Raw genomic sequence first — 12957 nt, forward strand, 5'->3', positions numbered from 1 at the left:
GCAGGTGTCCATTCTGATCACCGGATCAGCCGGTTTTATCGGCTATCATTTGGCTTTAAGGCTGCTGGAAAGCGGGGCGAAGGTAGTCGGTTACGATAATCTCAACGATTACTATGCCGTAACGCTCAAACAAGACAGGCTGAAGCAGCTTCAAAATTACCCGAATTATCATCATTATACGGCGGATTTATGCGACCACGAGCAGCTTAACCGGGTGTTCGGCGAGCATGAAATCCGGGTGGCCGTCAATCTGGCCGCTCAAGCGGGCGTAAGGTACAGCCTCCAGAACCCGAGGGCTTACGCCGATTCGAATCTGACCGGATTTCTGAACGTCCTGGAAGCGTGCCGGACTTACAAAATCGATCACCTCATCTACGCGTCTTCCAGCTCGGTATACGGCGCCAATACCAAAATGCCGTTCTCGACGGACGACCCGGTCGATCATCCCGTGAGCCTGTATGCGGCTACCAAAAAAGCGAATGAGCTGATGGCTCATTCTTACAGCCACCTGTACGGGATACCGGTGACGGGGCTGCGCTTCTTTACGGTATACGGACCGTGGGGGCGTCCGGATATGGCGTATTTCTCTTTTACCCGCAACATTCTCGAAGGCAAGCCCATTCAAGTGTTCAACGAAGGCAAAATGCGGCGGGACTTTACGTACATCGATGACATCGTCGAAGGCATCGTGAGGCTGCTGGACCGCCCGCCTGTGCCGAATAAGGATTGGGATAGGGAAAATCCCGACCCGAGCACGAGCTATGCGCCCTATAAAGTGTACAACATCGGCAACAATTCGCCGGTCGAGCTCATGACGTTTATCCGGACGCTGGAAGAGAGTCTGGGAACGAAGGCGAACATTGAGATGAAGCCAATGCAGCCGGGTGACGTCAAGGCGACTTTCGCGGACATCGACGCTCTCCAGCGAGATGTCGGATTCCGCCCGTCGACGCCCATTTCGGAAGGGCTCCGCAAGTTCGCCGAATGGTATGTCGGGTATTACGGGTCTTAAAGCAAACGCATCTTAGACGGAAAGGGGAGGCTTCGCTTGAGCAAAATCGCCCATATCTGTACGTCGGCTATCTCTCACAAAATTTTGGCGGACAAAATGTCCGTCCTGCAGCGGGCCGGGCATGAAGTCCATCTGATTTCATCCCCGGAAGGCTACGATGAGCAGGCGATGAAGAACAGCGGACTCAAACTGAAGTTCGTACAGATGAACCGCAAAATACGTCCTGTTGAAGATGTGCGTTCGATCCTCCGGATGAGACGGCTTATCAAGCGCGAGGGCTATGACATCGTCCATACCCATACGGCCAAGGCGGGAATTATCGGACGAGCCGCCGCCTGGCTGGCCGGGACTCCGGTCATAATGCACACGAGCCACGGCCTGCCGTTCTATGAAGGCCAGTCGAAGACGTCCTACACGGTTTACCGGACGCTCGAACAAATCGGCACGTACTTCTGCGATGCGCTTGCTTCCCAGAACCGGGAAGACATGGCGAAGCTTCAGTCGTTGAACGCGGGCAAGATCGTGTACTACGAAGGCAACGGCGTCGACCTGGACAAGCTGGACAAGGCGGCCGGCAGAATCAGCCGGGAAGAGCTGGAGACGTTAAAGGCGACTTACGGCGTCCCGCAAAATAAGACCGTTCTGCTCATGGGAGCGAGAATGGAGCCGGTGAAGGATCATCATTTTCTGCTGGACGCGCTTGCCCTGTTGAAAAGCCAGGGAATCACGGATTTCGTTTGTCTGCTGGCCGGCAAAGGCCCGCTGGAAAAGCAAATCCTCGAACGGATCGCCGAGCTCGGCCTGCAAAAAGAAGTGCTGCTGATCGGGCACCGTTCCGACCTGTATGCCTTTCTGAAAATGGCCGACATCGTCGTCCTGACTTCCGAGAAAGAAGGCATTCCGCGTTTTCTGATGGAAGCGATGGCTTTTTCCAAACCCGTGGTCGCAAGCGATGTACTCGGTACGCGGGAGCTGGTCCGGCATGAGGATACGGGCCTGCTCGTTCCTTACAAAAACACGGGGGCGCTCGCCAAAGCTTTCCGCACCCTCATCGAGAACAAAGCGTACGGCACCTTGCTGGGACAAGGCGGACGGCGCAGAATCGAACGGGAATTTACCGAGCAGATTGTCGTCAAAAGGCTGGAGACGATGTACCGAGAGCTTCGTACGGGACAAAGGGAAAAGGGCCGCATCGGAAGATGGCTTGGGCATACCGTCCTGCGTACGGCGGATCTTGCCATCGCATTGCCTCTGGTGCTTTTGCTGCTTCCGGTCTACGCGGTCGTGGGGCTTCTTGTCCGCATGAAGCTGGGTTCGCCGGTGCTGTTCAAGCAGAAGCGGCCGGGACGATTCGGACAGCCGTTCCACGTCTACAAGTACCGGACGATGACAGACAAGAGAGATTCATCCGGGAATCTGCTTCCGGACGAAGTCAGGCTGACCGCTTTCGGCAAGCTGCTGCGCAAGCTCAGCCTGGACGAAATTCCGCAGCTTTTGAACGTGATCAAGGGCGATATGAGCCTTGTGGGTCCCCGGCCGCTGCTTATGGAATATCTGGAGCTGTATACGGACGAGCAGAAGCGGCGCCACTGGGTACGCCCCGGGATTACGGGATGGGCGCAGGTGAACGGGCGGAACGCGATTTCGTGGGAAGACAAGTTCAAACTCGACGTGTGGTATGTCGACAACCGGTCCTTCCGCCTCTATGTCAAAATTCTTCTGCTGACCGCCGTTAAAGTCGTCCGCAGGGAAGGCGTGTCGCAGGAAGGGCAGGCCACGACGACCAAGTACACCGGAAGCGCCGCACCCGGTATCGGAAGCCCGTCGTGAGGAGACTTCTCCTGATCGGCGACGGGGGCCACGCCAAGGTCGTGCGCGACATCGCGCGGGCCGGCGGGCGGTACGAGCTTGCCGCCGTGCTCGACGACCGGTATGCGGTCCCGGCCCCAGGGGCGGACGGCCTGCTCCGCGGACCGGTTGCGCTGGCGGTCCGCATGCTCGCGGAAGACGAAGACCTGCACGTCTTCGTCGCCATCGGCAGCTGCGCGGTCCGCCGCAGGGTCGCCGAGTCGCTCGGCGCGGAGCCCGGTCGCTTCGCGCTGCTGATCCATCCCCGCGCCGTCGTGAGCGGGGACGCGAGCCTGGCGCCCGGCACCGCCGTGATGCCGGGCGCGGTCGTCAACGCGGGGGCCCGGATCGGCGCCCACGCGATCGTCAACACCGGCGCCGTCGTGGAGCACGACTGCGTGATCGGCGACTACGCGCATGTGTCGCCGAACGCGGCCCTGGCGGGCGGTGTCGCCGTGGGAGCGGGGGCGCACATCGGCATCGGCGCCTCCGTGATCCAGGGGCTCGCCGTCGGCGAGTGGAGCACGCTGGGCGCCGGAGCGGTGGCGGTGCGCGATATCCCCGCCGGATGCACGGCCGCGGGCGTGCCTGCCCGGGTGATCCGGCAGGCGTGAAGCGGGTGAACGGTCCGAACGCCGCGCAGGGCCGCAGGCGTGAGCTTGGGATTCGCGCGCGTTGGTTCACCCGCCCGGGAAGGCGGGCCCGGCAATCGGGCGATATGCGGCTGACCGACGTCATGCTGCAGCGCAGCGTGCACCGGGAGCCGAGCTGTGCTCGTTGTTACCGGGATTTAGCGAAATGATTCGTATTTCATTCAATAAATCGTATTTCGTCAGGTACATAAACACGCTCTTATTCCATTTGACCGAATGACCAGATCAATCAAAGGAGGATCGAATATGGCTGCTCAACTTCAAACTCATGCTTCACCGGCCCGCGCCGCACAGCTTCAAACAGGGGCCGCCCCCGGAACGGCGGATGGTCTGCCGGGAACCGGCCGGAGCCGTATTCTCCTGTCTCCTCCGCATATCGGCGAGGAGGAGCAGAAGTTCGTCCGCGAAGCGTTCGAGACGAACTGGATCGCTCCGCTCGGACCGAACGTGGACGCGTTCGAAGCCGAGCTGGCGGCCTACACCGGCTCGAAGGGAGCCGTGGCCCTCAGCTCCGGCACCGCCGGTATCCACGAGGCGCTGCGTCTCCTTGGCGTAGGCCCGGGCGACCGCGTCCTGTGCTCCTCGCTCACGTTCGTCGCCAGCGTCAACCCGATCGTGTACCAAGGCGCGGAGCCTGTGCTGATCGACTCGGACGAAGCGACCTGGAACATGTCGCCGGCCGCATTGGAGCGGGCTCTCGCCGAGTCGAAGCGGGAAGGGCGGCTGCCCAAAGCGGCGGTCGTCGTCAACCTCTACGGGCAGAGCGCGGACATGCTGCCGCTCCTGGAACTCCTCGACGCTTACGGCGTTCCCGTTGTCGAGGATGCGGCCGAGTCGCTCGGCGCGACCTGTTCCGGCAGGTCGAGCGGAACGCTTGGACGTTTCGGCGTCTACTCGTTCAACGGCAACAAGATCATTACGACTTCCGGCGGAGGCATGCTGGTGTCCGACGATCTGGAAGCCTTGGAGAAAGCCCGCTTCTGGGCCACGCAGGCAAGAGATCAGGCTCCCCATTACCAGCACAGCGAGGTCGGCTACAACTACCGGATGAGCAACATTCTCGCCGGTGTCGGTCGCGGGCAGCTGCGTGTGCTGGATGAACGCGTGAACGCCCGCCGGGCCGTGTTCGACCGGTACCGCGAGGCGCTTGGCGGCATCGAAGGCATCGCGTTTATGCCGGAGGCGCCGTACGGCCGCTCCACGCGCTGGCTGACCGCATTGACGGTCGATCCGGCAGCGGCAGGCATCACGACGGAAGAGCTTATCGCGCGTCTGGCGGCCGAGAACGTGGAGTCCCGGCCGGTCTGGAAGCCGATGCATCGGCAGCCGCTGTACGGCAAGTGCGCTTACTACCCGCACGCAGAGGGAACAAGCGTGTCCGACCGCCTCTTCGAACAAGGGTTGTGCCTGCCTTCCGGTTCCAGCCTCGGCGAATCGGATCAGGATTTTGTCATCGGCATTCTGCTTCATGCTTTGAACCGCAGTTAACGACCATAAGGAGGAATGAATCATGAAAGTGCGTAAAGCGATAATTCCGGCGGCAGGTCTCGGCACCCGGTTTCTGCCAGCTACGAAAGCCCAACCGAAGGAAATGCTCCCGATCGTGGACAAACCGACGATTCAATACATTATCGAGGAAGCCATTTCGTCCGGCATCGAAGATATTCTGATTATCAGCGGACGGGGCAAGCGCGCGATTGAAGATCATTTCGACAAGTCGTTCGAACTGGAAGAAACCCTGGACAAGAAGGGCAAACACGGAGAACTTAAACAAATTCAGGCCATCTCCGACATGGCGAATATTCATTATATCCGGCAAAAAGAACCGAAAGGCCTCGGCCACGCCATCTGGTGCGCCCGCAGCTTCGTCGGCAACGAGCCGTTCGCCGTCCTGCTCGGCGACGATATCGTGCAATCCGAGGAGCCCTGCCTGAAGCAGCTGCTCCGCATTCATTCCCGCTACTCCTCGTCCGTCGTGGGCGTGCAGCGGGTCAGCGACGAAGACGTTTCCAAGTACGGTGTTATCGCGCCGAGAGGCTCCTCCATCGAACCGGATGTCTTTTTCCTGGAAACGCTCGTGGAAAAGCCTTCGCGCAAGGCGGCTCCTTCCAATTATGCGATTATGGGACGCTACGTGCTGACCCCGGAAATTTTCGAAATTCTGGAAAATCAGGCGCCGGGAGCGGGCGGCGAAATCCAATTGACGGACGCGATCCGCAGACTGAACGAGCAGAAGCCCGTTGTCGCCTATAACTTCTCGGGCGTCCGTTACGATGTGGGGGACAAATTCGGCTTCATTAAAGCCACCCTCGACTTCGCTCTTCAGCGCGAGGATTTACAGCAGGATTTACTGGGATACATTCAATCGGTTCACGAACAGCACGCTGCGCTTCACAATCCTATCAGTAAGGTGGCGAAGTAGAATGGAAAAAATTACAGTAGTCGGCAGTGGTTATGTAGGGCTTGTTTCCGGAACTTGCTTTTCCGAAATCGGCAACCGGGTCATCTGCTGCGACGTCGATCCGTTCAAAATCGCGATGCTGCGCAAAGGCGAGATTCCGATTTACGAGCCGGGTCTCAAAGAACTGGTGAAGAAAAACGTCGATGCCGACCGTCTGTTTTTTACTTCCGAAATCGGCGACGCCATCGAAGCGTCGGACATCATTTATATCGCGGTCGGCACGCCGATGGGCGATAACGGCGAAGCCGATATGCGCTACGTGCACGAGGTTGCCCGGACGATCGGCCAGCATTTGAACAGCTACAAAATTATCGTGAACAAAAGCACGGTTCCCGTCGGAACCGGTGAGCAGGTCCGGCAGATTATTATGGAAAACCGGAAAAACCGCTTCGTCCAGTTCGACGTCGTTTCCAATCCCGAGTTTTTAAGGGAAGGTTCGGCTATCGAGGACTGCATGAACATGGAGCGCGCCGTCATCGGCGCCACGAGCGACAAGGCGGCCAAGCGGATCGCCGATCTTCACGCCCCTTTCCGCACCCGCATTTTCCAGACGAATCTGGAGAGCGCGGAAATGATCAAATATGCGGCCAATGCTTTTCTGGCCACTAAAATTTCCTTTATCAACGGAATCGCCAACGTCTGCGAACGTGTCGGCGCCGACGTCACCTCCGTTGCCGCAGGCATGGGTCTGGACAGCCGGATCGGCGCGAAGTTTCTGCAGGCGGGCATCGGTTACGGGGGAAGCTGCTTCCCCAAAGATACCTTTGCGCTTTCTTATATCGCCGAAGAAGCGGGATTCGATTTCGCCCTGCTGAAATCGGTTATCGCAGCCAACGACGAACAGCGTTTTGTTGTCGTGGACAAGTTGAAACAGGCGCTCGGCTGTCTGGAAGGCAAAAAGATCGGCGTTCTCGGACTTGCCTTCAAGCCGAACACCGACGACATGCGCTACGCTCCTTCCTTGACCATCATTCCGGAACTGGTCCGGCTCGGCGCCTCCGTACGCGCCTACGATCCAATCGCGATGCAGGCCGCGCGCAATCAGATCGCCGAGTATTACGAAGATTTCGAGACGCTTGAAGAAGCACTGGAAGGCTGCGATGCCTGCCTCATTTTGACGGAATGGAGCGAGATCGTCGAAATGGATCTGGCCCGGGTGAAACAACTGCTGACCGCTCCGATTATCGTGGACGGGCGCAACTGTTTCTCCGTCCGGGAAATGAAAGAGCGGGAGTTCGTCTATTATTCCGTCGGGCGTCCCGCCGTCACAACCGGCAGCGCAAATGCCAGTGCGGCCAAAACCGTCTCGCTCTGAGCTTTTATGGATGTTGCCTGTATTGCTGTGGACGCTGCTCGTCTTCCATTGGTCTCATCAATCGTTTCGCGAGCAGAGCATACAGCCTTTATTGCATAAACTTTTCACAAAGGAGGAGATTCATGACTATATCCCGCAGGTGACGGTGCGCTACCATCATACGATTATTCGGGCGCAGTCCGATCCGATGCGGTTCATCGAATTTATTTTCCGTAAAACAGCCCATCTGGTTGTTTATGCCGTACTTGCCGCACTTGCGTATCAAGCTCTTTCTCTCTGGGGGAGCCGGCGGAGGAAGCGGGCGCTCTTTTCCCTGCTGTATGTCGTCGCGATCGCGATGGGGGATGAATGGGTTCAATCGGCCGCAGCCATGCGTACCAGCGCAATACAGGATGTTGTCTTGGATACAGCCGGAGGCTTGGCGGGACTATCAGCAGCCGTGTGGGCGGCGCCTTGGGGGATTCGGCTTTGGCGGACAAGCATCCGGACTAAAAGGCGGGAGGCCGGGAGATGAACAAACGACGCCGCTTGTTCCTTTGGGTGGGGACAGGCATCCTTATAACGGGAATGGCCGGGAGTTTTGCGGCCGTCCGGATTTTAGATGCAATGATTCGGACGGCGGCCTCCTTAAGTTTTGGGCAGGCAGCCGGCGAAGCCGACGCTGCGGGCAGGGAAGCGCCGGAAGGCCGCCCGGTCCCGGGTGGCGGGGCGCCGGCTTTGCCCGGTGCGGATGCACGGGACGGCTCCCGTCCGCAGGAAGCTTTCCCGGCCGTAAAGGCCGCGCCGGGCAGCGGGAAAGCTCCTGCGTCTGCGGCGCCGTCCGCCCGGCCGGACCCGGGGCAGGCCGGGCATCAGACAGCCGGATCGGCGGAGGAGGGCAGCGACGGACGCGGCAGCGGAAGCGCGAAAAGCCGCCCCAAAGACCCGGCAGCCATACCGGCGGACCGGGCCGAGCGCCTAAGCGGGGAGATTTCCTGGTCGGAGCGGATGAAGATTACATCCGTTCTGCTGAAGCGGCTGCAGGCAAGCGACATCAAGCAGCTAAGCCTCCTGATGAAGAACGGCGTGTCACGCGAGGAAAAGAAAAAGGCGAAAGCGATCATAATGGCCAAGCTGAGCGAAAGCGAGTATAACGAGCTGATCGCCATTGCGGGCAAATATGGCTTGAGCAAAGGCAAGTCGTATCAGCAATCCGTTAACGAGTGAGCTGCGGTTTGGTCGGAACGCCTGCCAAGAGGAGAGTGAAATTGTGAAAAAGTTAAATAAAGCGCTCGTGGCCGCACTGCTGCTGGCTCTGCTGTCCCCGGCTTTCCAGCCGGGCCAGGCGAATGCGCAAGCGGCGGTGAATCAGAACGCCCGCGCGAGTTTCGATCAGCTTGCCAACAATGTATGGGGCTTCCTGAATGAATATCTGCTCCCGATTCTTACGGGCGGCAATCAGAAGTTTCCTGTCCCTAAGCCAGACCCGACGCCTGTCCCTAAGCCGGTTCCAACACCTGTTCCGGATTCCGGTAACGGGAAGGGCCAGAACAACGGCGGCGGTCAAGGCAACGGAAACGGCCCGGACAAAGGCCAGGACAAGAACAACGACAAAGGCAATCAGGCCGGCGGTAACGGTAATGGTAACGGCCAAGATAAAGGCAACAACGGCAACAACGGCAACAACGGAAACGGTAACAACGGCAATGGCCAAGGAAATAATGGCAACAACGGAAACCAAGGCAACGGCCAAGGGAACGGCCAAGGGAACGGCCAGGGCAATGGTAACAACGGTAATAACGGTAACGGCAATAACGGTAATGGTAACAACGGCAGCAATGGAAATGGCAACAACGGCAACGGCCAAGGTAACGGCAATGGCGGCAAGGACCGCGATGACCGTTACGATTCCATCAACAAAGAAACGATTCAGAAGCTGAATGCGCTGAAATCGGCGTGCCAGCGTGACCTCGTTTCTTACGCGATGCAGTTTTCCCGGGCGACGACAACGCACCAGAAATCCACTCTTTATAAGGAAGCTTCCGAGCGCTTCGCCCAGTGCGTGTCCGATTTCAGGGATATTGTGGGCAGTGCCCGGAATACGCTTCAGGATGAAGGATTCAGCACCGACATTATCAATCAGTATCAGCGTGAGTACGATCTTCAGATGGAAACAGGCCGCATGCTGCTGGATACCATTGTGAAGTAAGGAAGGCACGGCCGGTGACGCATCCAGCGTTGCCGGTTTTTTCCGTCCCGTTTTTTTGCAAACCTACTATTATTAATAGACGTCCAGAAGAAAACCGAGATAGGCGAGAAAAAGAACGAACAAGAGAAAGACATCGAGGCCGTTGGGAAAAATCAGCGTGCGGACAAATTGAATGCAGATGAGCGGGAAAAGCACGCCCCGAACGGTGAACCGGGTTTTCCACCACCATTTTTGCATGAGTATCCCCCTCAGATAATAAAAATTTCCGCTACCAGTTTATGCGGGCACCCCCTTGGATATGATGGGTAATAGCCCTTTTCGTATTGAAAAGATTGACGTTTTTGGTCCGTTTGGTTTATCATAAAGTGTAATTTAACGGTTTGCTTTACAAACATTTTTCATTAAGTTGAATCGACGTGGATGGGGAGTAGTAGACGGCGAGCCCTTCAGAGAGTGGAATTGCAGCGCTGGAAGGTTCCACAGGGAGATAAACGGCCGTTCGAAGTCGCCCCGGAGTTGTTTGCGTGAGCACTCATCCGCTTTAAGGCGGTAAAGTCTAGCGTGAACCGGCCCGCACCGTTATATGCGTCTCAAGTGTCACGTTCCGCTCGTTTCGGGAGCAGGCGTGAAATGAAGGTGGTACCACGGAAGCACATCCTTTCGTCCTTTGCGGCGAAGGGATTTTTTTGTTAGCTGGAGCAGCTGCGCAAGGCACCTGAATGGAGGAAATGGACTATGGCAGAAACAAGCGATAAAAACTCGGTATCCATGCCGACAACCTACGATCCCTCGCAAAGCGAGAAAAAATGGTACGATTACTGGATTTCCAATGGATTTTTCCGTGCGGGGCAGCGTCCGGAAGCGGAAACCTATACGATTGTAATCCCGCCGCCGAACGTAACGGGGATGCTGCACCTGGGCCACGCGCTCGATTTTACGCTGCAGGATATTCTGGTGCGCACGAAGCGGATGCAGGGCTATGACGCGCTCTGGCTGCCGGGCTCCGACCACGCGGGTATCGCCACGCAAACCAAGGTGGAGCAGAAGCTGCGCGAAGAAGGGCTTTCCCGCTACGACCTCGGACGGGAGAAGTTCCTGGAGAAAGTGTGGGAATGGAAAGACCTGTACGCCGAAACCATCCGTGAGCAATGGGCGAAAATGGGCTTTTCCCTCGATTATTCGCGTGAACGGTTTACGCTCGACGAAGGGTTGTCCAAAGCCGTGCGCGAAGTTTTCGTGAGCCTGTACAACAAGGGCCTGATTTACCGCGGCAAATATATCATCAACTGGGACCCGAAAGCGCGGACCGCTTTGTCCGACATCGAGGTTGAATATAAAGAAATCCAGGGCAGCCTGTACCACCTCGTGTATCCGCTCAAAGACGGCAGCGGCTCCATTACGGTAGCGACTACCCGTCCGGAAACGATGCTCGGCGATACGGCCGTGGCCGTTCATCCGGAAGACGAGCGTTACAAGCATATGATCGGAAAAATGCTCGTGCTGCCGGTGGTCGGCCGTGAAATTCCGGTTATCGCCGACGAGTACGTCGAGAAAGATTTCGGAAGCGGCGCGGTTAAAATCACACCGGCGCACGACCCGAACGACTTCGAAGTGGGCAAGCGCCACGACCTGCCGCAAATTCTCGTGATGGACGAATCCGGCACGATGAACGCTAACGCCGGCCCTTACCAGGGGCTGGACCGTGCGGACTGCCGCAAGAAAATCGTCGCCGACCTGCAGGAGCAGGGAGTCCTCGTCAAAATCGAGGAACACGTCCACCAAGTCGGACACAGCGAGCGCAGCGGCGCCGTTGTAGAGCCTTACTTGTCCACGCAGTGGTTCGTGAAAATGCAGCCGCTTGCCGAACGCGCCATTGAAGCGCAGAAGAACGGCTCCGGCGTCAACTTCGTTCCGGACCGTTTTGAGAAGATCTACCTGCAGTGGATCGAAAATGTACGCGACTGGTGCATTTCCCGCCAGCTTTGGTGGGGACACCGCATTCCGGCGTGGTACTGCGCGGACTGCGGCGAGGTGACCGTCGCTCAGCAGGACGCTCATGCCTGCGGGCACTGCGGAAGCGAAAATATCCGTCAGGACGAAGACGTCCTGGATACCTGGTTCTCCTCCGCGCTTTGGCCGTTTTCGACACTCGGCTGGCCGGAGCAGACCGAAGATTTGCAGCGCTACTATCCGACGAATGTCCTTGTCACCGGCTATGACATTATTTATTTCTGGGTAGCCCGCATGATTTTCAGCGGCCTGGAATTTACGGATCAAGTTCCGTTCAAGGACGTGCTGCTGCACGGTCTCATCCGCGACGCGGAAGGCCGCAAAATGTCCAAATCGCTGGGCAACGGCGTCGACCCTCTGGAAATTATCGAGAAGTACGGCGCGGATGCGATGCGGTATATGCTCTCGACTTCGAGCACGCCGGGACAGGATTTGCGCTTCCGCATCGAGCGCGTGGAGCAGACACGCAACTTCGCGAACAAGATCTGGAACGCTTCGCGTTTTGCGCTGATGAATCTCGAAGGATTCACGGCTGCGGACATCGACCTGAGCGGCAAGCTCGGAACGGCCGACCGCTGGATTCTGCACCGTCTGAACGAAACGGCACGCGATGTAACGCGTCTGATCGACCAATACGAATTCGGCGAAACCGGCCGTCTGCTGTATAACTTCATTTGGGACGATCTGTGCGACTGGTATATCGAATTCAGCAAGCTCTCCCTATATGGGGAGGACGAAGCGGCCAAGAAAACGACCAAATCCGTTCTGGCCTATGTGCTTGACCGGACGCAGCGCCTGATTCACCCGTTTATGCCGTTTATTTCGGAAGAAATCTGGCAGCATCTTCCTCACGAAGGCGATACGATCACATTGGCCGCCTGGCCGGTGTACGATGCGCAGTTCGAAGCGCCGGAAGCGGTACGCGAAATGGAACTGCTCATGGACATTATCCGTGCCGTGCGCAACATCCGTGCGGAAGTGAACGTTCCGATGAGCAAGAAGATCGAGCTGCTCGTCAAACCTTCCGGCCGGGACGTGGAGACGATTCTTTCCCGCAACGAAGAGTACCTCCGCCGTTTCTGCAGCACCTCGGAGCTGAGCATTTCCGCGGAACTCGCGTCGCCGGATAAGGCGATGACGGCTGTCGTGACGGGAGCGGAGCTGTTCCTGCCGCTCGCGGGACTTATTGATATCGCTCAGGAAGTGGCCCGTCTGGAGAAAGAAATGCAGACGCTCATCGGGGAAGTGACCCGGATCGAGAAGAAGCTTTCCAACGAAGGCTTTATCGCCAAGGCTCCAGCCAAGGTCATAGAAGAAGAAAAAGCGAAAATGGCCGACTACGCGGATAAGCGCGACAAAGTCGTTGCCCGTCTGGCCGAATTGAAAGCCTAAGCCTGCATTATATCGCGGTGCACCCCGTCCGGTTTGACGAGGAGCACCGCGATTCACATCAATCAAAGGGATGATAGT

11 protein-coding genes are annotated in these 12957 nt (G+C 57.7%); 10 read left to right on the forward strand and 1 reads right to left on the reverse strand.

The features are described from left to right. Window positions 1–4 precede the first annotated feature (4 nt). The 9 genes from ACI48J_RS06390 to ACI48J_RS06430 all read left to right on the forward strand — a co-directional run bounded on the left by ACI48J_RS06390 (window position 5) and on the right by ACI48J_RS06430 (window position 9477). Window positions 5–1012, forward strand: a complete 1008-nt coding sequence (locus ACI48J_RS06390) for an NAD-dependent epimerase (protein ID WP_405082196.1) — start codon at window positions 5–7, stop codon at window positions 1010–1012. A 36-nt stretch (window positions 1013–1048) separates the two neighbouring features. Next, complete coding sequence (locus tag ACI48J_RS06395) at window positions 1049–2842, forward strand: sugar transferase (protein WP_405082197.1); 1794 nt, start codon at window positions 1049–1051, stop codon at window positions 2840–2842. Further along, on the forward strand, window positions 2839–3474 hold the full coding sequence (locus tag ACI48J_RS06400) for an acetyltransferase (RefSeq protein WP_405082198.1): 636 nt from the start codon (window positions 2839–2841) through the stop codon (window positions 3472–3474). The genes ACI48J_RS06395 and ACI48J_RS06400 overlap by 4 nt, the downstream gene beginning before the upstream one ends. Window positions 3475–3759: 285 nt before the next feature. Further along, window positions 3760–5001 carry an aminotransferase class I/II-fold pyridoxal phosphate-dependent enzyme gene (locus ACI48J_RS06405; protein ID WP_326053789.1) on the forward strand — a complete coding sequence of 414 codons (1242 nt, stop codon included), beginning with the start codon at window positions 3760–3762 and terminating at the stop codon, window positions 4999–5001. Between the two features lie 22 nt (window positions 5002–5023). Beyond that, window positions 5024–5935 (forward strand): UTP--glucose-1-phosphate uridylyltransferase GalU, encoded by a 912-nt coding sequence (galU, locus tag ACI48J_RS06410; RefSeq protein WP_009672971.1) that lies wholly within the window; start codon window positions 5024–5026, stop codon window positions 5933–5935. Window position 5936: 1 nt separating this feature from the next. Beyond that, window positions 5937–7289 (forward strand): UDP-glucose 6-dehydrogenase TuaD, encoded by a 1353-nt coding sequence (gene tuaD / locus ACI48J_RS06415; RefSeq protein WP_405082199.1) that lies wholly within the window; start codon window positions 5937–5939, stop codon window positions 7287–7289. Window positions 7290–7299: 10 nt separating this feature from the next. Further along, window positions 7300–7803, forward strand: coding sequence for a VanZ family protein (locus ACI48J_RS06420; protein ID WP_405082200.1), 504 nt, complete (start codon window positions 7300–7302; stop codon window positions 7801–7803). Continuing rightward, window positions 7800–8495 (forward strand): hypothetical protein, encoded by a 696-nt coding sequence (locus ACI48J_RS06425; RefSeq protein ID WP_405082201.1) that lies wholly within the window; start codon window positions 7800–7802, stop codon window positions 8493–8495. The genes ACI48J_RS06420 and ACI48J_RS06425 overlap by 4 nt, the downstream gene beginning before the upstream one ends. 43 nt (window positions 8496–8538) lie before the next feature. Beyond that, the gene (locus ACI48J_RS06430; protein WP_405082202.1) at window positions 8539–9477 is read left to right on the forward strand and encodes a hypothetical protein; all 939 of its coding nucleotides are present in this window, start codon (window positions 8539–8541) and stop codon (window positions 9475–9477) included. A 72-nt stretch (window positions 9478–9549) separates the two neighbouring features. Here ACI48J_RS06430 and ACI48J_RS06435 read toward each other — a convergent pair whose 3' ends face one another. Then, window positions 9550–9714 carry a hypothetical protein gene (locus ACI48J_RS06435; RefSeq protein ID WP_009672975.1) on the reverse strand — a complete coding sequence of 55 codons (165 nt, stop codon included), beginning with the start codon at window positions 9712–9714 and terminating at the stop codon, window positions 9550–9552. Window positions 9715–10212: 498 nt separating this feature from the next. Here ACI48J_RS06435 and ACI48J_RS06440 point away from each other — a divergent pair, with 498 nt between their 5' ends. After that, a complete protein-coding gene (locus tag ACI48J_RS06440; protein WP_326057132.1) occupies window positions 10213–12879 on the forward strand; it encodes a valine--tRNA ligase in 2667 nt (888 codons plus the stop codon). Window positions 12880–12957 lie beyond the last annotated feature (78 nt).

The organism is Paenibacillus chitinolyticus, assembly GCF_045038035.1.
GTDB classification, from domain to species: Bacteria; Bacillota; Bacilli; order Paenibacillales; family NBRC-103111; genus Paenibacillus_F; species Paenibacillus_F chitinolyticus_A.